General features: G+C 70.3%; 18 protein-coding genes and 3 pseudogenes. 14 read left to right on the forward strand and 7 right to left on the reverse strand.

The window, feature by feature from the left end:
• The first annotated feature begins 74 nt into the window (after positions 1-74).
• Positions 75-1,481 carry an FAD-linked oxidase C-terminal domain-containing protein gene (locus JF597_RS02995; protein ID WP_293988397.1) on the forward strand — a complete coding sequence of 469 codons (1,407 nt, stop codon included), beginning with the start codon at positions 75-77 and terminating at the stop codon, positions 1,479-1,481.
• A gap of 18 nt (positions 1,482-1,499) precedes the next feature.
• On the opposite strand, the gene JF597_RS03000 is transcribed toward JF597_RS02995, so the two are convergent.
• Positions 1,500-1,913, reverse strand: a complete 414-nt coding sequence (locus JF597_RS03000) for an SsgA family sporulation/cell division regulator (RefSeq protein ID WP_293988295.1) — start codon at positions 1,911-1,913, stop codon at positions 1,500-1,502.
• A gap of 242 nt (positions 1,914-2,155) precedes the next feature.
• Here JF597_RS03000 and JF597_RS03005 point away from each other — a divergent pair, with 242 nt between their 5' ends.
• Together JF597_RS03005 and JF597_RS03010 are read left to right on the forward strand one after the other, a co-directional pair.
• Entirely contained in the window at positions 2,156-3,595 is a 1,440-nt protein-coding gene (locus JF597_RS03005) for an RDD family protein (RefSeq protein WP_293988298.1), read from the forward strand.
• An 82-nt stretch (positions 3,596-3,677) separates the two neighbouring features.
• The gene (locus JF597_RS03010; RefSeq protein WP_293988301.1) at positions 3,678-4,388 is read left to right on the forward strand and encodes an RDD family protein; all 711 of its coding nucleotides are present in this window, start codon (positions 3,678-3,680) and stop codon (positions 4,386-4,388) included.
• 79 nt (positions 4,389-4,467) lie between these two features.
• Here the strand turns inward: JF597_RS03010 and JF597_RS03015 are convergent, their stop codons facing one another.
• Entirely contained in the window at positions 4,468-4,761 is a 294-nt protein-coding gene (locus JF597_RS03015) for a hypothetical protein (RefSeq protein WP_293988304.1), read from the reverse strand.
• A gap of 238 nt (positions 4,762-4,999) precedes the next feature.
• Between JF597_RS03015 and JF597_RS03020 the strand changes: the two are divergent.
• Positions 5,000-6,794, forward strand: a pseudogene (locus JF597_RS03020) (immune inhibitor A domain-containing protein).
• A 121-nt stretch (positions 6,795-6,915) separates the two neighbouring features.
• A complete protein-coding gene (locus JF597_RS03025; RefSeq protein WP_293988306.1) occupies positions 6,916-7,242 on the forward strand; it encodes a hypothetical protein in 327 nt (108 codons plus the stop codon).
• A gap of 161 nt (positions 7,243-7,403) precedes the next feature.
• Here the strand turns inward: JF597_RS03025 and JF597_RS03030 are convergent.
• Positions 7,404-7,880: pseudogene (locus tag JF597_RS03030) on the reverse strand (isochorismatase family protein); the annotation flags it as partial.
• 101 nt (positions 7,881-7,981) lie between these two features.
• On the reverse strand, positions 7,982-9,328 hold the full coding sequence (locus JF597_RS03035; protein ID WP_293988309.1) for a nicotinate phosphoribosyltransferase: 1,347 nt from the start codon (positions 9,326-9,328) through the stop codon (positions 7,982-7,984).
• A 59-nt stretch (positions 9,329-9,387) separates the two neighbouring features.
• Here JF597_RS03035 and clpS point away from each other — a divergent pair, with 59 nt between their 5' ends.
• From clpS to JF597_RS03075, 8 genes are all read left to right on the forward strand, one after another.
• The gene (gene clpS, locus JF597_RS03040; RefSeq protein ID WP_293988312.1) at positions 9,388-9,705 is read left to right on the forward strand and encodes an ATP-dependent Clp protease adapter ClpS; all 318 of its coding nucleotides are present in this window, start codon (positions 9,388-9,390) and stop codon (positions 9,703-9,705) included.
• A gap of 53 nt (positions 9,706-9,758) precedes the next feature.
• The gene (locus JF597_RS03045; RefSeq protein ID WP_293988315.1) at positions 9,759-10,364 is read left to right on the forward strand and encodes a DUF2017 domain-containing protein; all 606 of its coding nucleotides are present in this window, start codon (positions 9,759-9,761) and stop codon (positions 10,362-10,364) included.
• Between the two features lie 343 nt (positions 10,365-10,707).
• The gene (locus tag JF597_RS03050) at positions 10,708-12,156 is read left to right on the forward strand and encodes an amino acid permease (protein ID WP_293988318.1); all 1,449 of its coding nucleotides are present in this window, start codon (positions 10,708-10,710) and stop codon (positions 12,154-12,156) included.
• Between the two features lie 133 nt (positions 12,157-12,289).
• Positions 12,290-12,712, forward strand: a complete 423-nt coding sequence (locus JF597_RS03055) for a M67 family metallopeptidase (RefSeq protein WP_293988321.1) — start codon at positions 12,290-12,292, stop codon at positions 12,710-12,712.
• A 544-nt stretch (positions 12,713-13,256) separates the two neighbouring features.
• Positions 13,257-13,535 carry a MoaD/ThiS family protein gene (locus tag JF597_RS03060; protein WP_293988324.1) on the forward strand — a complete coding sequence of 93 codons (279 nt, stop codon included), beginning with the start codon at positions 13,257-13,259 and terminating at the stop codon, positions 13,533-13,535.
• Positions 13,536-13,542: 7 nt separating this feature from the next.
• Positions 13,543-14,493 carry a PLP-dependent cysteine synthase family protein gene (locus tag JF597_RS03065; RefSeq protein WP_293988327.1) on the forward strand — a complete coding sequence of 317 codons (951 nt, stop codon included), beginning with the start codon at positions 13,543-13,545 and terminating at the stop codon, positions 14,491-14,493.
• 245 nt (positions 14,494-14,738) lie between these two features.
• A complete protein-coding gene (locus tag JF597_RS03070; RefSeq protein WP_293988330.1) occupies positions 14,739-16,754 on the forward strand; it encodes a putative Ig domain-containing protein in 2,016 nt (671 codons plus the stop codon).
• A gap of 60 nt (positions 16,755-16,814) precedes the next feature.
• Positions 16,815-17,315 (forward strand): hypothetical protein, encoded by a 501-nt coding sequence (locus JF597_RS03075; protein WP_293988333.1) that lies wholly within the window; start codon positions 16,815-16,817, stop codon positions 17,313-17,315.
• Positions 17,316-17,326: 11 nt separating this feature from the next.
• Here JF597_RS03075 and JF597_RS03080 read toward each other — a convergent pair whose 3' ends face one another.
• Entirely contained in the window at positions 17,327-17,782 is a 456-nt protein-coding gene (locus JF597_RS03080; protein WP_293988336.1) for a type II toxin-antitoxin system PemK/MazF family toxin, read from the reverse strand.
• 237 nt (positions 17,783-18,019) lie between these two features.
• On the opposite strand from JF597_RS03080, the gene JF597_RS03085 reads away from it, so the two are divergent.
• Positions 18,020-18,772, forward strand: a complete 753-nt coding sequence (locus JF597_RS03085; protein WP_293988339.1) for an MBL fold metallo-hydrolase — start codon at positions 18,020-18,022, stop codon at positions 18,770-18,772.
• Positions 18,773-18,858: 86 nt separating this feature from the next.
• On the opposite strand, the pseudogene JF597_RS03090 reads toward JF597_RS03085, so the two are convergent.
• Positions 18,859-20,053, reverse strand: a pseudogene (locus JF597_RS03090) (PTS transporter subunit EIIC).
• A gap of 130 nt (positions 20,054-20,183) precedes the next feature.
• The gene (locus JF597_RS03095; RefSeq protein WP_293988342.1) at positions 20,184-21,482 is read right to left on the reverse strand and encodes a PTS transporter subunit EIIC; all 1,299 of its coding nucleotides are present in this window, start codon (positions 21,480-21,482) and stop codon (positions 20,184-20,186) included.
• Between the last annotated feature and the right edge of the window lie 135 nt (positions 21,483-21,617).

Genomic DNA, 21,617 nt, shown 5'->3' on the forward strand with positions numbered 1-21,617 from the left:
ATACGACCACCACATCCGGGCGGCCCAAGGACGGCACCTGTGGGGTTCACACCGATGGCCCCGGGTGCGACGCTGTGATCATGAGCCGTATCGAAGCGCCTCGGGACGAGGCCACCAGCAACCTCGCCGACCGGCTCCTCGCGGGTCTGCCGGCCGACGCGGTCCTCGTCGATCCCGACGTGACCGCCTCCTACGCCAACGACATGGCGAGCTTCTGCCCGGCCGGCACCCCGGCCGTCGTCGTGCTGCCGCGCACCGTCGAGCAGGTCCAGCACGTCATGCGCGTCGCCACCGAACTGCGGGTCCCGGTCGTCCCGCAGGGCGCCCGCACCGGCCTGTCCGGCGGCGCCAACGCCACCGACGGCTGCATCGTGCTCTCCCTGACCAAGATGAACCGAGTCCTGGAGATCTCGCCGGTGGACCGCATCGCGGTCGTCGAACCCGGCGTCGTCAACGCCACCTTCTCCCGCGCGGTCGAGGAGCACGGCCTCTACTACCCGCCGGACCCCTCCAGCTGGGAGATGTGCACGATCGGCGGCAACATCGGCACCGCCTCGGGCGGCCTGTGCTGCGTGAAGTACGGAGTGACCGCGGAGTACGTCCTCGGTCTGGACGTCGTCCTCGCGGACGGCCGCCTGATGTCCACCGGCCGCCGTACCGCGAAGGGAGTCGCGGGGTACGACCTCACCCGCCTCTTCGTCGGCTCCGAGGGCTCGCTCGGCATCGTCGTGCGGGCCGTGCTCGCGCTCAGGCCCAAGCCGCCGCAGCAGCTGGTGCTGGCCGCCGAGTTCGGCTCCGCGGCCGCCGCCTGCGAGGCGGTGTGCCGGATCATGGAGGGCGGCCATGTGCCGTCCCTGCTCGAACTGATGGACCGTACGACCGTCAAGGCGGTCAACGAACTCACCCACATGGGCCTGCCGGAGTCCACCGAGGCACTGCTGCTCGCCGCCTTCGACACCCCGGCCCCGGCCGCCGACCTCGCCGCCGTCGGCAAGCTCTGCGAGGCCGCCGGCGCCACCCAGGTGGTCCCGGCCGACGACGCCGCCGAGTCCGAACTCCTCCTCCAGGCCCGACGCTCCTCGCTCGTCGCCCTGGAGGCCGTCAAGGGCACGACGATGATCGACGACGTGTGCGTGCCCCGCTCCCGGCTCGGCGACATGATCGAGGGCGTCGAGCGCATCGCCGCGAAGCACCGGCTGACCATCGGGGTCGTCGCGCACGCCGGCGACGGCAACACCCACCCCACGGTCTGCTTCGACGCCCAGGACGACGACGAGTGCCGCCGCGCCCGCGAGTCCTTCGACGAGATCATGGGCCTCGGCCTGGAACTCGGCGGCACCATCACCGGCGAACACGGCGTCGGAGTCCTGAAGAAGGAGTGGCTGGCCCGCGAGATCGGGCCGGTGGGGGTGGAGATGCAGCGGGCCGTGAAGCAGGTCTTCGACCCGCTGGGCATCCTCAATCCCGGCAAACTGTTCTGATCCCATCCGGCGGGGCCCTCACCGGGCGAGCAGCTGGTCGAGCGCCTCGTCGATCCCCAGCCGCCCGCCCTCACTCCCCGGGGGCACCACCCGCAGCGTCCGCTCCAGCCAGGCGGACACCTGGGGGACCGGTGCTTCGAGCAGGGCGTCACCGGCGGGTGAACTCAGCGCCATCAGCACGACGCTGCGGCCCTCCGTCTTCGTCGGCCACACCCGCACGTCTCCCTGCCCGCACGGCCGGAACACCCCCTCCACGAGCAGGTCGCGGGCGAAGGTCCAGTCGACCGGTTGCCCGGAGTTCACGTGGAAGCTGACGTGGACGGCGTAGGGGTCGTCGGAGCGGTAGCTGAGCCGGGCCGGGACCGGGATGCTCCGCTCGGGGGACAGGATGAGCCGCAGCTCCAGTTCGCGCTCCACCACGGTGTGCTGCATGACGTCTGGTTCCTCTCTCGGCCGGTCGTACGGGCGCCTTCGGGTGGGCCCGTACGAGTGGAGAGGGGCGGGGGCCGGGAGCATTACGCGGGTTCGGGGAAAATTTTTCCGGGTGCGGTGGAGGGGGTGCACAGGGCTGCCCGGAAAGGGGTGGGTCCTGCGGGACTGGCGGTGGCGGGCACCCGGGTCTGATAGATGTGGAGCCTCCCACATGACCCCCGAGCAGATACGGGATGACGGACATGACCGCCCCAACCCCGGCACCCGGTGACGAACGGCCCCGCGAGGGCTACTACCCGGACCCGTCCATCCCCGGCTACGTCCGTTACTGGAACGGTGCCGCGTGGGTGCCGGGCACCAGCCGCCCGGCCCCGTCCGACGGCGAGCCGCTCGTCGCGCCGCCCGGCTCGCATCCGGCGGCTCCCGCTGCTCCCGCGGCCCCGGCGGTCGAGGAGACCGGTCCGCACTTCTTCGACGAGGACCCGCAGCCCGGCGGTGCCTCCGGCTGGACGGCGGAGGGGAGCGCCTGGGGCAGCGACCCGCGGGCGGCGGGCTCTCCGGCCCAGCCGGACGGCCGGTCGGCCCGCACCGACGGCACGGCGTCGATCCCGCCCGCGGACGAGGCGGACCAGGGGGACCTCGACTCCGGCGGCACGTTCATCTTCCGCAGGCCGACGGTCGGTCCGGCGGGGACCCCGCCCGCGGCCCGGCCGCCCATGGACGACGGCACCCTGACCTTCCGGCCGATCCGCGGCGAGGGCACGCCGAACACCGGCGGCTCCGGCGCGGCCGCCCCGGGTTCCGGCGGCTCCGGCGGCGCGGCCGGACCCGGTGCGCAGGGCCCGGTCGGCGCTCCCGGCACCGCCGGTTCCGCCGGAAACGCCGGTCCCGCCGGTTCCGCACGCCCCGGTTTCGGCGCCGGAAAGGCGGCCGCCGCCCGCGCCGCCGGGGCCCAGGCACCCGCTGCCCAGCCCCCGGCGCCCGCCGCGACTCCCCAGCCCGCCGCCCCCGCCGTCCCCGCGCAGCAGTCCCTCGCGCCCCAGTCCCCGATGGCCCCCGCCACCCCGATGGCCTCCGGTGCCGGCGGCGGGCAGTCCTCCTGGGCCCAGCAGGTGCACCAGCTCGCCGGTGACCAGCAGGTGGCCCCCTGGAAGCCGCCGGTGGAGGATTTCTTCCAGGCGGCCGCCCGGCGGCAGGCCGCGGCCCGTCCCGCCGGCCTCGGCAAGCGGTTCGCGGCCCGCCTCGTCGACAGCCTGGTCGTCGGCGCGGTGACCGCGGCGGCCGCCGTGCCGTTCGGGACCAAGGCCGCCGACCACGTGCAGGACAAGATCGACGCGGCCAGGCTCTCCGGCCGTACCGAGACCGTCTGGCTGCTGGACGGCACGACCGGCCTGTACCTCGGCATCGTGCTCGCGGTCCTGCTCGCCGCCGGCGTCCTCTACGAGGTGCTGCCCACCGCCAGGTGGGGTCGCACGCTCGGCAAGAAGCTGTTCGGCCTGGAGGTGCGGGACATCGAGGGCCACGAGCCCCCCGCTTTCGGCGCCGCTCTGCGCCGCTGGCTGGTGTACACCGTGCCCGGGCTGCTCGGCATCGGGATCGTCGGCGTCGCCTGGTGCCTGTTCGACCGCCCCTGGCACCAGTGCTGGCACGACAAGGCCGCGCACACGTTCGTCGCCGGCTGACGGGCCGTCGTACCGGGGCGGCCGTCCCCCGTACGGCCGCTCGCCGGATGCGGGCCCGGCCGCTTCGCGGTGCACTCGGGCCATGAGCACCGAACCGCCCCCGCCCCCGGGCTCGGGAGAGCCGCCGGAGGACGATCCGTTCAGGAAGCAGCCCCCGCCTGGCCGGAGCGAGGGCCAGGGAGAGGGTCAGGGACCGGGTTCGGGCTCGCCGTACGACACCCCGTACGGCGGCTCGCAGCCCCCACCGCCCTCCTACGGCGGCGGCCCCTACGACGCGGGCGGCGGCGGCCCCTACGGAGGCGGCGGCGGAACCGGCGGCTACCCGGCCGATCCCCTCGCCGGGATGCCGCCGCTCGCCGACAGCGGCAGGCGCACCCTCGCGCGGATCATCGACATGATCCTGGTCGGCATCGTGGTCGTGCTGCTCACCCTGGCGTTCGGGGTGAGCGAGTACCAGATGGACGGCGACAGGATCTCGGCCGGCCGGTCCTTCGCCCAGTCGCTCGTCGCGGCCGTCCTCTTCGTCGCCTACGACACCCTGCTGACCGCCAAGTGGGGGCAGACCCTCGGCAAGAAGTGGCTCGGCATGCGGGTCGCCAACCTGTCCGACGGCGCCACGCCCGCCGCCCAGACCTCGCTGCTGCGCGCCCTGGTGCTGTGGGTGCCGTTCGCCTTCTGCTGCGCCTGCGTCTGGACGGTGATCTGCGGCGGCTGGAGTTTCTTCGACAAGCCGTACAAACAGGGCCTGCACGACAAGGCCGCGAAGACGGTCGTGGTCAGCACGGGTTCGTAGCGGGTCGGTACAGGGGCGCACAAGCAGTCGGCGGGTCCGTCAGTCTCACGGATCCGCCGACTTCGGTCGTGTGCGTGCGTCAGGGCGCGGTGGTCTCCCGGACGGGCTCGGCCGTGGCGGCCGCCACGGTCTCCCGGTGCACGGGGACCCGCACCTCGGGCGTTGCGATCGGGGCGGGCTGTGACCGTGCGACCGTGTGCGGCCGGGGGAGCGGGACCGTCATGGCCACCAGCAGTCCCAGAGCGAGCGCGGCGAGCGCGATGACCGCGATCCCGATGCCCGAACTCGTCTGTGACAGCAGCAGCATGGCGAGCGTCGAGCAGATCACGGTGGCCGAACCGTAGACGAGCTGTGCCGGGGTCGGACGAGGCATGGCAATCGTGTCCTCGGAAGATGTGGGGGTGAGACGGGGAACCGGCCTTGGTTTCCACCGGCTTCCGGACGTTCCACCGTTCGACTCTATTCGCGTGCATGCCCGAGAGGAACGTCCGGTAAGCGTGACCTAACCCACGGTACCGGTGCACAGGGGGCGCACGGTCGCATGGCATACGGCAACCGGAGGCATATGCGCGCCGGTTGGGCGGGGCGCTTCGGAGGGACCGCCGCGTCCGGTGTTCGTAAAGCGAACTTCGACTCCGCATAGTGCAGTTGAACGGTCCGAGTCAAGATCTGTCTTTTCTCGTAAACCAGTAGTCAAATGTCGTCACTTGAATCGACGCGTTGAACGTGCGCGCACGGACCCCCAACCGAAGGTCGTCCAGCTCAAGGGCGAGAAGGGCGACAGCAAGTACGTGAGCTCGGCCGCGAGAAGACGGACAAGATCTTCACGATCCCGGTGGAGTTCGGCGACTAGCCGAGCCGGACCGCACCAAGGACAACTCCACGGCCTGGCAGGCGGGCTGCAACCAGCAGCACTTCCAGGACCTCTACTCCGGCACCGGCAAGAACAGCGAGTCGCTGAAGAAGTTCGGGCGACGGCGAGGTCACGGACTGGGGCAAGGTCCCCCACAACGAAGCCCGTTACGGCAACAACGCCTGCGGCTCCACCACCTGGTCCAACGTCTGGAACCTGGTACGCGACGGCCTGAACGCATGGGTCGCCGACCAGAAGGCGGCCGGCGAGTCCGACGCCGCCATACCGGTTTCTGGACCCTGATGTCGTCCGGCTCCTGGCTGGGCACCGGCAAGGAGGCCATCGGCGACCTGCCCGGTGGCATGAACGCCTGGGACAAGCTCCAGCTGGGCTGGCTCAACTACGACGTGGCCGGGTTCGGTACGAAGTCCAGCCACAAGCTGGGCGTCGCCGAGTACAACACGAAGGACAAGCAGGCCACGGTGGTCTCGCTGCCCGACAAGGCGGTCACCACCACCGTCGTGACTCCCGCCCAGGGCTCGGCCCAGTGGCGGAGCGGCAGCGGCGACAACCTCAAGAACACGCTGACCCGTGACGTCGACCTGACCGGCAAGTCGTCCGCGACACTGAACCTGGACGGCTGGTACGACATCGAGTCGGGCTACGACTACCTCTACACCGAGGTCTCCACCGACGGCGGCGCCAACTGGACTGCCCTGGACGGCACGGTGAACGGGGCGGCCATCCCGCGCGACGGCAGCGACAAGCCCGCGCTCACCGGCTCGATCGCCGCGTACGCCAAGCTGTCCTACCCACTGGACGCCTACGCGGGCCAGAGGATCCAGCTCCGCTTCCGCTACCAGACCGACGGCGGGGTCCCCCTCAAGGGCTTCGCGGCCGACGAGATCGCCCTGACCGCTGGGGGCACCCCCTCTGGGGGAGGCGCCACTGTCTTCTCCGACAACGCCGAGTCCGCGGACGCGGCTTGGACCGCCGCCGGCTTCTCCCGCATCGGCGCGTCCTTCACCAAGGACTACGTGCAGTACTACATCGCGGAGAACCGCCAGTACGTGTCGTACGACAAGACACTCAAGACCGGCCCGTACAACTTCGGCTTCTCGACGACCCGTCCGGACTGGGTGGAGCACTACCCGTACCAGAACGGTCTGTTGATCTGAAAGTGGGACACCTCCGAGGCGGACGACAACACCGGCGTCCACCCCGGCACGGGCCTCATCCTCCCGATCGACTCGCACCCGGCGGTGCTGAAGTGGTCCGACGGCATGTTGATGCGCAACCGCGTCCAGGCCTACGACTCGCCGTTCAGCCTCTACGCGACGGACGGCGTCACCCTCCACAAGGCGGACGTGGCGACGAAGATCAGGCAGTCCTTCGGGATGTCCGTCTTCAACGACCACAAGAGTGACTACTGCGACGCCTCGAGCCCGGTCGGCGGCGTCAAGATCACTGACACCAACACGAAGATCAACATCGTCACGGAGGTCCGGGACGCCTCGACGATCTCCCTCCAGGTCGGCCCCGCGGTGAAGTAGTCCGCATTCCCGCAGGTCAGACACGTATCGGCGGCGACCCCTTGGCGGGTCGCCGCCGCTCGTGCTTAGGTGCGTCCTGTGGCTTTCTTATTGACACCGACGCACACGGGGGTGTGACCGCATGGCCGCAGGAGGGTTCTGCAAGCTGCCGAACGGCAGAGTGGTGGTGGCGCTGAACCTGCCCAGTCCGACCGCCGCGGACAGCTCGTCCGCCGTCCGTGTACTGGTCCACGCCCAGAACCGCGCCCGAGCCCTGACACGGCTCCGCAACCTGGGCATGCGAGCGGTCTACCTGCGGGGCAACGCCGCCCCCCCGACCCCGGACGAGATCACCGCCGTCCTTCACCACCCCGACGGCCTCATATGGCGAACGGCCCCTGACAACGGTGTCACCTGCCTGGAACTGTGGAGACCCATCAAATCCCTCCTCCACAGAACAGCAGCCTGACCCGCGGGGAAGAGGGTGGTGGGCCGTGCAGCCGTCGCAGGGTCGCCGACGCGCCGGTCAGAGCCGGGCAGCGCTGCCAACCCAGGGGCGCGGGGAACTGCGCGATCAGCCCCCACCGGCCCGCGGGTGCCCACCGGCCGGTCCGGAAGGGCGTCAGCCCTTCAGACCACCGGCTTGCCGGTGAGTTCCACGCCTGCCTCGCGGAGTTCTTCCAGGGCGCGGTCCGTCGTCGCCTCGGCGACGCCCGCCGTGAGGTCGAGGAGGACCTGGGCGCGGAAACCCTCTGTCGCGGCGTCCAGGGCGGTAGCCCTCACGCAGTGGTCGGTCGCGATCCCCACCACGTCCACCTCGTCGATCTTGCGGGCCCGCAACCACTCCGCCAGCTTGACCCCGTTCTCGTCGACCCCCTCGAAGCCGCTGTACGCCGCGGCGTACGCCCCCTTGCTGAACACCGCGTCCACCGCGCCGGAGGCGACCGCCGGGGCGAAGTTCGGATGGAAGCCCACCCCCTCCGTGCCGGCGACACAGTGCGCCGGCCAGCTGTGGACATAGTCGGGGTTGTCGGCGAAGTGTCCGCCCGGCGCGATGTGGTGGTCGCGGGTCGCCACCACGTGGCGGTAGCCGGCGGGCGCCTGCCCGCGGAAAGAAGGGGTGCGGGCCCGGCCTGAACCTCCGAGCGTAGAGACTTACGGGGGCGTAGGGGAGGGGGCTTTGCAGGGCGCGTACGCGGGCACCCGCTCTAGCTACCCGAGCGCCCCTGTACGTACTCCGTCGGAATGACCGGTTCCCCCCGGGACAGCTGGGTCGCCGAGAGCGGCAGATTCGCGCGCGCCGCCGCGTGCCGCGTGCGCGGCGCGTCCAGGGGCTCGCGGGCGACCACCTCGCCCGACTTCACCAGTTCGACCAGGAGCTGCCGGTCGGCCAGGCCGGCCGGTACCTCCCCGGTGCCGACGACCTCGGCCTCCGCCACCCCGCCGGCGTCCAGCCGCCGCGCCGCCCACTTGCGCCCGCCGACGGACGTCTTGCCGCCGGTCGACTTCTTGGCGACCGCCACCAGCGGCGCCTGCGGGTCGGCGGACTCGGCACGCGCCACCAGCTTGTAGACCATGGAGCAGGTGGGGTGCCCGGAACCGGTGACCAGCTGGGTGCCGACGCCGTACGCGTCCACGGGCGCGGCGGCGAGCGAGGCGATGGCGTACTCGTCGAGGTCGGAGGTCACGACGATCTTCGTGGCCGTGGCGCCCAGCTCGTCCAGCTGCTGGCGCACCCGGTGGGCGACCAGCAGCAGGTCGCCGGAGTCGATGCGGACGGCGCCCAGCTCGGGCCCGGCCACCTCCACGGCGGTGCGGACCGCCTCGGCGACGTCGTAGGTGTCGACCAGCAGGGTGGTGCCCCGGCCCAGCGAGTCGACCTGGGCCCGGAAGGCGTCCCGCTCGTGGTCGTGGAGCAGGGTGAAGGCGTGGGCGCTGGTGCCCACCGTCGGGATGCCGTAGCGGAAGCCGGCCGCGAGGTCCGAGGTGGTGGCGAAACCACCGACGTAGGCGGCGCGGGAGGCGGCGACGGCGGCCAGCTCGTGGGTGCGGCGGGCGCCCATCTCGATCAGCGGGCGGTCCCCGGCGGCCGAGGACATCCGGGAGGCGGCGGCCGCGATCGCGGAGTCGTGGTTGAGGATGGAGAGGATCACGGTCTCCAGCAGCACGCACTCCCCGAAGGACCCCTCGACCCGCATGATCGGCGAGCCCGGGAAGTAGACCTCGCCCTCGGGGTAGCCCCAGATGTCGCCGCTGAAGCGGTAGCCGGCGAGCCATTCCAGGGTCGGCCCGTCGACGATGTCCCGCTCCGCGAGGAAGTCGAGGACGGCCCTGTCGAAGCGGAAGTTCTCCACCGCGTCCAGGACCCGCCCGGTGCCCGCCACGACGCCGTAGCGGCGCCCCTCCGGCAGCCGCCGGGTGAAGACCTCGAAGACGCTGCGCCGCTCGGCCGTACCCGCCTTGAGGGCGGCCTGCAGCATCGTCAGCTCGTACTGGTCCGTGAAGAGTGCCGTCGACGGGACGTCCACCGGCAGCCCAAGGTCCGCAGTGTTCATGACGACAGATGCTACACCCCCTTCGCGTCAGTGTGACGATTTAGGGGCCGCGTGGCAGCATGGGCCATGTGACGTCACCCGCTCCCGTAGAGATCGAACGCACCGAGTCGGCGGAGGAGGCCTTCGCCGTCCCAGAGCCCGACGTCCCGTGGATCACGCTCGTGCACAACGATCCCGTCAACCTCATGAGCTACGTGACGTACGTCTTCCAGACGTACTTCGGCTATCCCAAGGACAAGGCCACCAAGCTCATGCTGGACGTCCACCACAAGGGCCGCGCGGTCGTCTCCAGCGGCACCCGTGAGGAGATGGAGCGCGACGTACAGGCGATGCACGGCTACGGCCTGTGGGCCACCCTCCAGCAGGACCGGAAGTAGCGACCCTCTCCGCCCGGCCCCTCGATCAGCTCCGGAAGCAGCGAATCCACTCCATGCCAGGAATCTTCGAACCGCTCCCCGGCGGCGGCGCGGCCGTCGCCCTCGACGACGTCGAGATCTCCATCATCCGGTCGCTGGCCGTCCAGCTCCTGGAGCTCATCGGCCCCGGCCCCGCCGAGGACACCCCCGACGACCCGCTCGCCGAGCTGTTCGCCGAGGGCCCGAGCGAGGCGCCCGCCGACCCCGTGCTGCGCCGGCTCTTCCCGGACGCCTACAGCGACCCCGAGCGGCTCCCGCAGTCCCCGGAGGAGGCCGAGGAGCGGAAGGCGCACTCCGCCGAGTTCCGCCGCTACACCGAGAACGACCTCAGGGCCGGCAAGCGGGAGAGCGCCCTCGCGGTGATCCGCTCCCTGGACGCCCTCGCCCCGGGGGAGAAGGGCGAGGCGGTGCTCAAGCTGGCGCCCGGGGAGTCCCGGCAGTGGCTCGGCGCCCTCAACGACCTGCGCCTCGCGATCGGCTGCCGCCTCGACATCACCGACGAGGACGACACCGACCTCCTCTACCGGCTCCCGGACGAGGACCCGCGCAAGCCGATGGTGATGGCGTACCTGTGGCTCGGCGGTCTCCAGGAGACCCTGGTCGCGACCCTTATGGCGTAGTCCGTCCCGATTACGTCCCGGTTTCGCGTTCGCTCAGAGGACGCTCAAATCCGGATAACGATCCCGTCACCCTTGCGGCCTGTTATGACCTTTTCGGCCGCACTTTGTCCACTTCTTCCTGTGGTGTGCGCCACAATCCCTCTCGGCGGAACCCGGTGATCAGCGTTGCGGCCGTGATAAATCTTCACGACCGCCCGGCGAACACCACCCACGTGTACGTCCGGGTGCGCCACCGAACCGGCCACCACCGGTCAGGCACCGCTCCAGCAATCCGGGGGGATCGAAACCCGATCCGAGGCCGACGAGAGGCCCGGGTCGGCATGGAGAAAGGCGCACATCACACATGACCTCCGCTCAGGTCGACACGTCGGGGAACTCCGCGAATTCCCCGGAAGCCTCCGAAGAGGGGTACGAGCGCGGGCTCGGCAGCCGCCAGGTCCAGATGATCGCCATCGGCGGCGCCATCGGCGTCGGGCTCTTCCTGGGCGCCGGGGCGAACATCGCCAAGGCCGGCCCCAGCCTCATCCTGATGTACGCCCTCGCCGGCGGCATCATCTTCTTCATCATGCGGGCCCTCGGCGAGCTCCTGCTCTACCGTCCGGTCTCCGGCTCCTTCGCCGAGTACTCCCGGGAGTTCCTCGGCCCGTTCTTCGGCTACTTCACCGGCTGGACGTACTGGCTGATGTGGGTCGTCACCGGCATGGCCGAGCTGACGGCCGCCGCGATCTACGTGAACTACTGGTTCCCGCAGGTCCCGCAGTGGGTGACGGCCCTGGTCTTCCTGGTGGTCCTCTTCGGGGTCAACCTGATCTCCGTGAAGGTCTTCGGAGAGCTGGAGTTCTGGTTCTCCATGGTCAAGGTCACCGCCCTGATCGGCATGATCGTGATCGGTCTCGGCGTCCTCACCTTCGGCTTCAGCAGCGCCGGTGACACCGCGTCGGTCGCGAACCTCTACCAGTTCGACGGCTTCTTCCCCAAGGGCGTCGGCTCCTCCCTGATGACCCTTCAGGGCGTCATGTTCGCCTACCTCGCGGTCGAGCTGGTCGGCGTCACCGCCGGCGAGTCGGAGAACCCGGAGAAGACCCTCCCCAAGGCGATCAACACCCTGCCCTGGCGCATCGCCCTCTTCTACGTCGGCGCGCTGACCGTGATCCTCTGCGTCGTGAAGTGGACGGAGTTCGCCCCGGGCGTCTCCCCGTTCGTCGCCGCCTTCGCGAAGATCGGCATCCCGGCCGGCGCCGGCATCGTCAACTTCGTCGTGCTGACCGCCGCCCTGTCCTCGTGCAACTCCGGCATGTACTCCACGGGCCGCATGCTGCGGAACCTGGCCGACAGCGGCGAGGCCCCGGCCGTCTTCCGCAAGCTGTCCGCGTCGAAGACCCCGGCGCTCGGCATCACCGTCTCGGTCCTCTTCATGGGCATCGGCGTGGTCCTCAACTACGTCGTCCCGGAGAAGGCGTTCGGCTACGTCACCTCCGTGGCCACCGCGGCCGGCATCTGGACCTGGCTGATGATCCTGATCAGCCACGTCCTCTACCGCCGCGCGGTCGACGCGGGCCGCCTGCCGGCCTCCTCCTTCCCGGCGCCGGGCGGGGCGGTGTGCAGCTGGATCGCCATCGCCTTCCTCCTGTTCGTCACCTGCCTGATCGCGTACGACGGCGACTCCCGGGTCTGCCTGTACGTGATGGCCGGCTGGGCGGCCGCGCTCGGTGCCGGCTGGCTGGTGCTGAAGAACCGCAACCCCGAGGTCGCCGAGCGCCGCGAGCCGGCGCCGCTGGAGAAAGTGAACTGACCACCCCTCCGGGACGCCCGCCGCGGGGAGCACTCGTGGCGCCCCCCTGCGGCAGCCGCTCAGGGCGTCCGGCATCCGGGCCGTCCCGTACCACCCACCGGTACGGGGCGGCCCTTTGCTTATCCTGGCGAGCATGCTGACCATCACCCAGGCCCTCGTCGACCAGATCGTCGCCCACGCGCGCAAGGACCACCCGGACGAGGCGTGCGGCGTCGTCGCCGGGCCGGCCGGCTCCGACCGCCCCGAGCGCTTCATCCCCATGCTCAACGCGGCGATGTCCCCCACGTTCTACGAGTTCGACTCGGGGGACCTTCTCAAGCTGTACCGGGAGATGGACGACCGCGACGAGGAGCCGGTGGTCGTGTACCACTCCCACACGGCGACGGAGGCGTACCCCTCCCGCACCGACATCTCCTACGCCAACGAGCCCGGTGCCCACTACGTCCTCGTCTCCACCGCAGACACCGACGGCCTCGGCGACTTCCAGTTCCGCTCCTACCGCATCGTGGAGGGCGAGGTGACAGAGGAGGAGGTCAACATCATCGCGACGTACTGACTTCTCCTCCGTCGCCCTTCCCCTCCGTCGGCTTTCCTCCCCGTGGCCCGTCTTCCTCGGTGCCCTGTTTCCGCCGCTCACTTTTCTCCGCCGCAGCGGCGCTCGGCCGTGACGGCGGATTTCGGCGGTGCCGGGGCCCGGCCGGTGGGGACCCGCGGGCCGGTGGGGGCTGGTCGCGCAGTTCCCCGCGGCCCTGGGTTGGCGGTGCTGCCCGGCACCGACAGGCAGCGTCGGCGCACCTGCGACGGCTGCACGGCCCACCACCTTTTTCCCGCCGCAGCGGCGCTCGGCCGTGACGGCGGATTTCGGCGGCGCCGGACCGGCCGGTGGGGACCCGCGGGCGGGTGGGGGCTGGTCGCGCAGTTCCTCGCGCCCCTGGGTTGGCGGTGCTGCCCGGCACCGACAGGCAGCGTCGGCGCACCTGCGACGGCTGCAAGGCTGAACAGCGCCATCTGTTGACGCGAGCCTGCCGCCGTACGGCCGTGAGCCGCGGCGTGCCGCTGCGCGCCCACCCACCCAGACTTTCCGACAGGAGCCCTGAGCCATGGCCATCGAGGTCCGCATCCCGACCATCCTCCGCCAGTACACCGACGGTCAGAAGGCGGTGGAGGGCAGCGGTGACACCCTCGCCGACCTCTTCAACGACCTCGAGACCCGGCACGCCGGCATCCACGCCCGCATCGTGGACGAGGGCAAGCTGCGCCGCTTCGTGAACGTGTACCTGAACGACGAGGACGTCCGTTTCGTCGACGGCATCAACACCAAGCTCACCGACGGCGACACCGTGACGATCCTGCCGGCGGTCGCCGGCGGCATGGCCTGAGATCGGCATGCGCTACGACTCCCCGTTGGCCGCGGTCGGCAACACCCCCCTGGTGTGCCTGCCGCGGCTCTCGCCGTCCGCCGAGGTCCGCATCTGGGCCAAGCTGGAGGACCGCAACCCGACCGGCTCGGTCAAGGACCGTCCCGCCCTGCACATGATCGAGCAGGCGGAGAAGGACGGCCGGCTCACCCCCGGCTGCACCATCCTGGAGCCGACCTCGGGCAACACCGGCATCTCGCTCGCCATGGCGGCCAAGCTCAAGGGCTACCGCATGGTGTGCGTGATGCCCGAGAACACCTCGCAGGAGCGCCGGGACCTGCTGGGGATGTGGGGCGCGGAGATCATCTCCAGCCCGGCCGCGGGCGGCTCCAACACCGCCGTACGGGTGGCCAAGGAGCTGTCCGCCGAGCATCCCGACTGGGTGATGCTCTACCAGTACGGCAACCCGGACAACGCCGGTGCGCACTACGCCACCACCGGCCCGGAGATCCTTGCCGACCTGCCGTCCGTGACGCACTTCGTGGCGGGGCTCGGGACCACCGGCACGCTGATGGGCGTCGGCCGGTACCTGCGGGAGCACAAGCCGGACGTGAGGATCGTCGCCGCCGAACCCCGGTACGACGACCTCGTGTACGGGCTCAGGAACCTCGACGAGGGCTTCGTGCCCGAGCTGTACGACGCCTCCGTGCTCACCACCCGCTACTCCGTCGGCTCCGCGGACGCCGTGACCCGGACCCGGGACCTCCTCCAGCAGGAGGGCATCTTCGCCGGCATCTCCACCGGCGCCGCGCTGCACGCCGCGATCGGCGTCGGGAAGAAGGCCGTACAGGCCGGCGAGAGCGCGGACATCGTGTTCGTCGTCGCCGACGGCGGCTGGAAGTACCTGTCGACCGGCGTGTACACCGCCGCCACGACCGAGGAAGCCATCGAGACCCTCCAGGGTCAGCTCTGGGCATAGCGCTCATCATGTACGCGCCAACCCCCCTCTATGAGGGGGCTAAGCGCTGCCAATGCCGGAGCAAAGATCTTCGTCCGGGGGAACCGGACCCCGGCGAACCCCGCTAGGTTCCTCACCGTCCTGTCATGCCACGCTCATCGGCATCCCAGGGTGTTCGAAGTGTCATGCTCATGACGCCGCACTCTGCCGCCGCTACGCGCGTCACGGGCCTGCCTGGTAACCCCACCGATGGAGGCAGTACCCCCATGCGTGAATCACGACGGAGCCTGCGAAGACTTCTGGCCTTCGCGTTCCCCGCCCTCGCCCTCGCCGTCTCCGGATTCGTCGCGGCACCGGCCGCACAGGCACAGGCGCACACCGTCTCCCCCCGGGCCACCGCCCAGACCACCCGGGCCGCCCAGAACGCCAAGGCCCTGACCGACCCCGCCCGGCAGGCCGTGCACAGCACCGGCAAAGCCGGGCAGAAGGTGCCCACCAAGCACCTGTGCGCCACCGCGACCAAGCCCGGTGAGGCCAGCTGCTTCGCGCAGCGCCGCACCGACATCAAGCAGCAGCTGGCCTCGGCGCTCGCCGCCGCCCCCTCCGGTCTGAGCCCGACCAACCTGCACAGCGCCTACAACCTGCCCTCCACGGGCGGCTCCGGCCTGACCGTCGCCGTGGTCGACGCCTACAACGACCCCAACGCGGCCTCCGACCTCGCCACCTACCGCTCGACGTACGGCCTGTCGGCGTGCACCGTCGCCAACGGCTGCTTCAAGCAGGTCAGCCAGACCGGTTCGACGACCTCGCTGCCGACGAACGACTCCGGCTGGGCCGGCGAGGAAGCGCTCGACATCGACATGGTCAGCGCGGTCTGCCCGAACTGCAAGATCATCCTCGTCGAGGCCAACTCGGCCACCGACTCCGACCTCGGCACCGCCGAGAACGAGGCCGTCGCGCTCGGCGCCAAGTTCGTCTCCAACAGCTGGGGCGGCTCAGAGTCCTCCTCCCAGACCAGCGAGGACACCTCGTACTTCAAGCACCCTGGCGTCGCGATCACCGTCTCCTCCGGTGACAGCGCCTACGGCGCCGAGTACCCGGCGACCTCCCAGTACGTGACCGCCGTCGGCGGCACCGCGCTGTCCACCTCGTCCAACTCCCGCGGCTGGACCGAGTCCGTGTGGAAGACCAGCTCCACCGAGGGCACCGGCTCCGGCTGCTCCTCCTACGACCCGAAGCCGAGCTGGCAGACCGACACCGGCTGCACCAAGCGCATGGAGGCCGACGTCTCCGCGGTCGCCGACCCGGCCACCGGTGTGGCCGTCTACGACACCTACGGCGGCTCCGGCTGGGCGGTCTACGGCGGCACCAGCGCCTCGTCCCCGATCATCGCCGGCGTCTACGCCCTCGCGGGCACCCCGGGGTCGAGTGACTACCCCGCGAAGTACCCGTACTCCCACACCAGCAACCTGTACGACGTGACCAGCGGCAACAACGGCTCCTGCTCGACGTCGTACTTCTGCACCGCCGGCACCGGCTACGACGGCCCGACCGGCTGGGGCACCCCGAACGGCACGGCCGCCTTCACCTCCGGCACCAGCACCGGCAACACGGTGAGCGTCACCAACCCCGGCAGCCAGTCCACCGCCACCGGCTCCTCGGTCAGCCTGCAGATCTCGGCCTCCGACAGCGCGGGCGCGACCCTCACCTACAGCGCCTCCGGCCTGCCCACCGGCCTGTCCATCTCCAGCTCCACCGGCCTGATCTCCGGTACGGCGTCCACCGCGGGCACCTACAGCACCACCGTCACCGCGACCGACTCCACCGGCGCCTCCGGCTCGGCCTCCTTCACCTGGACCGTCAGCACCAGCGGCGGGGGCACCTGCACCTCGACCCAGCTGCTGGGCAACCCGGGCTTCGAGTCGGGCAACACCACCTGGACCGCGTCCAGCGGTGTCATCACCAATGACAGCGGCGAGGCCGCACACGCGGGCTCGTACAAGGCGTGGCTCGACGGCTACGGCTCCTCGCACACCGACACGCTGTCCCAGTCGGTGACGATCCCGGCCGGCTGCACCGCCACCACGTTCACCTTCTACCTGCACGTCGACACGGCCGAGACCACCACCAGCAGCCAGTACGACAAGCTGACGGTCACCGCCGGTTCGACCACGCTGGCCACGTACTCCAACCTCAACGCGGCCTCCGGGTACGTGCAGAAGTCCTTCAGCCTCGGGTCCTACGCGGGCTCGACCGTCACCCTGAAGTTCAGCTCCGTATGACCGGGGGATACGTCATATCGGCACCAAGGGTCCGTTCCCCGACGGAAAGGCGGACACCCCATGCGCCGTACGACGTTCCACCGCACGTCGCTCGCCGCGGCGAGCCTGCTCCTGCTGGCGGCCTGCGGCTCCCAGAGCGGGGGCGGCGACAAGGGCAGCGGCGCGGTGTCCCCGAAACCGACTCCGACCCCCACCTCGACCCCGAGCCCCTCCGCCGGTGGCTCCGCCGCCGGCTGTACGCCCCTGACCTCCGAACTCACCGCCGCCGACAGCGGACGTACCTTCTGCTTGGCCGACGGCGGCACCCTGCGGGCCACCCTGACCGGCTCCGAGCAGCGTCCCTGGAAGAAGATCACCGAGGCCGGGGACACGGCCGCCCTCGAGGAGACCAACTACGGGATCATGCTCCGCGGCGGCGACGCCGGATCCGCCTACCGGGCGGTGGGCGCCGGGACCGTCACCCTCTCCTCCACCCGCCCCCTGTGCGCCCAGCCCACCGCGCCCGGCGGGGTCTCCTGCAAGGGGATCCAGGAGTGGCAGGTCACCGTGCGGGTGAGCTGAGCCGGGCGGCCCTAGGCGAGGTGCCGCACCTGGTCCCACAGCACCGGGTCGACCACGCCCACCCGGCGCCGGAACTCCCACACCGCGATCTCGCGCAGCTCGTCCGTCTCCAGGAAGCTCGGCCGGCCCTGGGCGTCCCCGACCGAGCCCGGCGGCAGCGGGATCACCCCGGCGCGCTCGTCGTGGTACTTGCTGGTGATCTTCGCGATCGTCGCCCGGTTGCCGTGCACGGCCAGCACCAGGCAGGGCCGGTCCTTGGCGCCGGGGCTGTCCTCGTAGGGCACGTTGGCCCACCAGATGTCCCCCGGATGGGGCCGGCCGGTCTGCGTGCGCGTGCCGCGCGGATGACCCGGGGGGCGGGTGCGGTGCCCGCGCGGGCGGTGGCCTCTGCCCCAGCCGTCGACGAGCGTGGCGACCAGCGCCAGCAGGACGACTGCCGCGAGTGCGAGCCACCAAGACGTGTCCATACGACGACGTTACCGGCGCGAGATAATCAATGCGCGCCCTTGCACGATCCTTGTGCGCCCCCGGTCCAGCCGAACCGGTGACACCACAGGTGAGTTCGCCCACAACGGCCCCTGGCGGAGGAGCGACCGGCTCTTTTGCGCCTTACGCTCGACAAACCGCACGACCCCCGTCATGCCCTTTTTCCCGACTCCAGTTCCCAGCGCATCTGGGTCTCCGCCAACGGAGGTTTCTGCTTCATGAGGCTCACCGTCGTCGGCTGCTCGGGGTCGTTCCCGTCCGCGGAATCGGCCTGTTCGAGCTACCTCGTAGAGGCCGACGGCTTCCGGCTGCTCCTCGACATGGGCAACGGCGCCCTGGGCGAGCTGCAGCGCCACTGCGGTCTCTACGACCTCGACGCGATCTTCCTGAGCCATCTGCACGCCGACCACTGCATCGACATGTGCGCCTACTTCGTGGCGCGCTACTACCGTCACGACGGCGGCCCCTGCCCCCCGATCCCGGTCTACGGCCCCGAGGGCACCGAGCACCGTCTCACCACCGCCTACGCCGACACCCCCACCGCCTCCTCGATGAGCGAGGTGTTCGACTTCCACACGGTCAAGCCGTCCACGTTCGACGTCGGCCCCTTCACGGTCCACACCGAGCGGGTCCGCCACCCCGTGGAGGCGTACGGCATCCGCGTCGAGCACGCCGGGAAGTCCCTGACGTACTCCGGCGACACCGGCCTCACCCCGGTGCTGGAGGACCTGGCCCGGGACACCGACCTGTTCCTGTGCGAGGCGGCCTTCACGCACGGCAAGGAGAACATCCCGGACCTGCACCTCAACGGCCGCGAGGCCGGTGAGACCGCCGCCCGCGCCGGCGCCCGCCGTCTGGTCCTCACCCACATCCCGCCGTGGACCGACCCCGCCGTCAACCTCGCCGACGCCCGCGAGGTCTTCGACGGCCCGGTGGAACTCGCGGCGCCGAGGACCGCGTACGAGATCTGACGGTCGTACGGCGTTCAGGGCCGTACGACGAGAAGGCCCCCGCAGCCGCCGGGCTGCGGGGGCCTTCGCCACACCGTGGAGGGGGCTCACGCCTTCGTGAGGTCCTCGATCTCCTCCTCGGGCTCGCGGCCCGGGGTGGGGAGGTTGAAGCGGATGATGGCGAAGCGGAAGACGAAGTAGTAGATCGCCGCGAACACCAGGCCGATCGGGATGATCAGAGAAGGTGAAGCCCGCGTGCACCCCGAGCGCCCAGGTGATCGCCATGGACAGGGCGGTGAGCACCGCGTGGATCGCGTACAGCAGCGGCGCGATGAACATGAACGTGAACTCGATCGGCTCGGTCACACCGGTCACGAAGGAGGTCAGCGCCATCGACAGCATCATGCCCATCACGGCGGCACGGCGCTCCGGGCGGGCGGTGTGCGCGATGGCGAGGGCGGCGGCCGGGAGGCCGAACATCATGATGGGGAAGAACCCGGACATGAACTGACCGGCCGTCGGGTCACCGGCGAAGAAGCGGGTGAGGTCGCCGTGGACGATCGTGCCGGTCGCGGTCTTGTAGTCGCCGATCTGGAACCAGGAGACCGTGTTCACGAACTGGTGCATGCCGACCGGGATCAGCGCGCGGTTGATCAGACCGAACAGACCGGCACCGAAGGCGCCGAGACCGGTGATCCACTTGCCGAAGTCGGAGATGCCGTCACCGATGGGCTTCCAGACCAGGCCGAAGAAGACACCCATGATCGTGCCGACGAAGGCCATGATGATCGGGACGAGCCGGCGGCCGTTGAAGAAGCCGAGCCAGTCCACCAGCCTGGTCCGGTGGAAGCGCTGCCAGACCACCGCGCCGAGCAGACCCATCACCAGGCCGCCGAGCACACCGGGGTTGTTGTACGTCGCGGCGATGTCGGCGCCCGCCTGGACCTTCGCGTCGGTGACGGGGAACGCGGTGAGCACGTTCTTGTAGACCAGGAAGCCGACCAGGGCGGCCAGTGCGGTGGAGCCGTCCGCCTTCTTGGCGAAGCCGATCGCGACACCGACGCAGAACAGCAGCGGGAGGTTGTCGAAAATCGCGCCACCCGCAGTGGCGAACACCGCCGTGACCTTGTCCGGCAGATGCAGCTTGTCGTGGATGTCCTGCTGGCCGAAGCGGAGCAGCAGACCCGCCGCCGGCAGCACGGCGATGGGGAGCTGAAGGCTGCGGCCGATCTTCTGCAGGCCCTGGAAAAGACCGGATCCCCACTTCTTTGTGGGGGCCGCCGTCGCGGTGGCGGTTGTCATACTTCCTCCATCGGTGGTGGTCTACACCACTCAGTGGTGTAGACCTGTTGTACACGATGGGGGCGATATAAGGAACCCGTCAATTCCGCAACCGGAGCGCTACGCGGCGTATGTCAGTCGGCCACGCTGCTCAGGCCTCCGTGACGTCCTCCACCTCGTCCTCCGCTTCCCTGCCCGGGGTCCTCAGATCGAACCGCGTGATGGCGAACCGGAAGATCACGTAGTAGACCGCCGCGAAGCACAGCCCGATCGGGACGATCGCCCAAGGACGCGTCGCCAGCTTCCAGTTGATGACGTAGTCGATGAGCCCCGCCGAGAAACTGAACCCGTCGTGCACCCCCAGCCCCCACGTCACCGCCATCGACACCCCCGTCAACACCGCGTGCACCCCGTACAGCAACGGCGCCATGAACATGAACGAGTACTCGATCGGCTCCGTGATGCCCGTCACGAACGACGTCAGCGCCACCGACAGCATCAGACCGCCGATCTCCTTGCGCCGGTGCGGCCTCGCACAGTGCGTCATGGCGAGTGCGGCGGCCGGCAGCGCGAACATCATGACGGGGAAGAACCCCGACGTGAACTGGCCCGCGCTCGGATCACCCGCCAGGAACATGTTGATGTCGCCGTGCACCGTCTGCCCCCCGGGCGTGGTGTAACTGCCGAACTGGAACCAGATGGGCACGTTCAGGAACTGGTGCAGCCCCACCACCAGCAACGCCCGGTTCGCAAGCCCGAACACCCCCGCACCCCACGCCCCCGCGTCCCGCAGCCAGTGACTGAAACTCTCCAGCCCGCCACCGACCGGCGGCCACACCCACAGGCACAACGCGGCGAACACGATGGCCACGAACGACATGATGATCGGCACCAGCCGCCGCCCGTTGAAGAACCCCAGCCAGTCCACCAGTCTCGTCCGGTGGTACCGCGCCCAGAAGAACGCGGTCAGCAGCCCCAGCGCGATCCCGCCGAACACCCCCGGATTCTGGAACGTGAACGTCGACACCGACCCGTCGCGCACCTGGCAGCCGACCCCCGGCAACGTCCTCGACCCGCCCGGACAGTCCTCCGGGAACTGGTGCAGCACCCCGTAGTAGACGAGGAAGCCCGCCACCGCCGCCAGCGCCGTCGAACCGTCCGCCTTCCTCGCCATCCCGATCGCGACCCCGACGCAGAACAGCAACGGCAACCCGACCGAACCGTCGAGCAGCGCCCCGCCCGCCCCCTTCATCACCTTGGAGACCGCCGTCCAGCCCAGCCCCTGCTCACCGAACACGTCCGGCTGGCCCAGCCGGTTGAGGATCCCCGCCGCCGGCAGCACCGCGATCGGCAGCTGAAGACTGCGGCCCATCTTCTGCAGCCCCTGGAACAGGGCGTGCCACCGCGCCCGCGCGGGACCGACCGCACTCTCGGCGCTCTCGGCACTCACGGGCGCCTCCTCCGGGGTTTGTCGACCGCCCACCAGCTGGTGTAGACCAGTCGACAGACGGTTCCGCCGCGCTGCTCGCCATCATGCGGCACACGCGGTACGGCCGCTCGCAAAGATGGGCCAACTGTGGGTTAC

Source organism: Streptomyces sp. (assembly GCF_019510245.1).
In the GTDB taxonomy this organism is placed as follows: Bacteria; Actinomycetota; Actinomycetes; order Streptomycetales; family Streptomycetaceae; genus Streptomyces.